The organism is Micromonospora sp. DT53 (assembly GCF_049841535.1).
Taxonomy (GTDB): Bacteria; Actinomycetota; Actinomycetes; order Mycobacteriales; family Micromonosporaceae; genus Micromonospora.
Genome location: NZ_JBNCKM010000023.1, coordinates 1 through 1,669 on the forward strand (window position 1 = coordinate 1; position 1,669 = coordinate 1,669).

The 1,669-nt window shown below is 64.5% G+C and carries 1 protein-coding gene; it reads left to right on the forward strand.

Annotation, left to right across the window (positions count from 1 at the left end):
* Positions 1–280: 280 nt before the first annotated feature.
* Positions 281–1,669 (forward strand): tetratricopeptide repeat protein (locus ACLQ3B_RS33630; protein WP_425784685.1); only part of this gene is annotated, 1,389 nt, incomplete at its 3' end.

The following is a 1,669-nucleotide window of genomic DNA, read 5'->3' on the forward strand; positions in this document are numbered from 1 at the left end:
TTCAACAGGGGGGAGCAGTCATGCCGGACCCGGAGGCCGGGCGCCCCATTGCGGGGCCACCAAGAAGGTAATGGGGGGGGTAAACGGGGGTCCCACCCAGAACGCCGCGAGGCCTGACCGCACCCGCTTCCTCTGTGGTTCGACGTGTTGTGACGGTCATCGAGTCGAGACACGCCCCGTCCCAGGGGCACGTCGGGTCGCTTACCCGACAGTGTTGATGTAGGCCAGCGTTAATCATTGGTTGTTGCCTCCGATCCGAGGCCAGCGGAGGAGATGCGCGGTGCACAAGAAGCCCTTCGACAGAGCTGTTCCCGTTCAGGCAAACGCCGCCTCAGCCGTAGACAAGACGGCCGGGCCGATGGGCCCTCTCCGGCCCACTGAAGCCTTGGTTGGGCGCGTTAACGAACTTCGGCGTACTCATCGAGCAGCTGAAGCGCTGCGTCTACTCGAAGGCGCACTGGTGGGTCAGTCCGAACTATCGAACACGCTGGCCATAGCGCATGCGCGGTTACTGCTTGCCCTGTACCGGCCAGGCGACGCGACTGCAGTGCTCCGCCAAGCGTACGAGTTGGATGGCAACTGCGCGGAGGTGTCCGCCTGGCTGATCGCCAGCCTGAGCCGGGGGCGTCACTACGACGAGGCCACGGCACTGGCTGCCGAGGGGTGCCAGAAGCATTCTGCAAGTGCGCTTGTACGTGTCGCGACCGGGCGACTACTGGTCGATCAGCACCGATTCCAGGAGGCGCTGCCGTACTTCCAGGAGGCCTACACGCTGAACCCAGATGACCCACGAGGGCTAGCCTGGCTGCTGCACGGACTACGATGCACGCGCCGCTTCGACGAGGTCGACACGCTCGCCACCACGGCCCGACTGGCCGACTGGCCGGTCCGAATCGAATACGCCAGAAGCCTGCTGGACCGGTACCAATTCGAGCGTGCGCTCACGGAGCTCGACGTGGTGAACGACGTGCACGCCGAGGTAGCGGCCCTACAGGTGCGACTGGAGGCGCTACGCGGCTTACGCCGCCTCGCCGAGGCTAGGCAGCTAGCGGAAGACACCATCGCTCGAAAACCGGGCTATCCACAGCCCTGGGTCGAACTTGGATACGTCTTTCACGACGGCAGCCGCCGCGAAGAGGCTTTAACGGCTTTCGAGGAGGCCCTCGCCCTCGACCCCAACTCGGCCGATGCGCTTGAGTGGCGCACCACCGAGCTACGGCTTCTGCGGCGTTGGGGCGAAGCCGAGCGAAGCGCTCATGAGGCAGTTAGTCGCAGGCCGGACATACCCCTGCTGTACGTCGAACTGGGCTACGTGTACGACGACCAGCACGACTACGAGCGCGCTCTGGCGGCCATCGAGCGAGCAATCACTATCGACCCGCAGCACGATTGCGTTCTGGAGTGGCGTATCACGGAGTTACGACGGCTACGTCGTTTCGATCAGGCCGAACAGGCAGCCCGCGAAGCAATCGACGCACGGCCCGACTCACCCACCCTGCGACTGGAACTCAGCTACCTGTACGACGACCAACACGACTACGAACGCGCCCTCGCAGCCACCGAGCAAGCCCTCACCATCGACCCAAAACACGAGTCATCCCTCACCAGACGCATCGCCTGTCTACGGCAGCTACGACGCCACGACGAAGCCGAGCAAGCCGCCCACCAC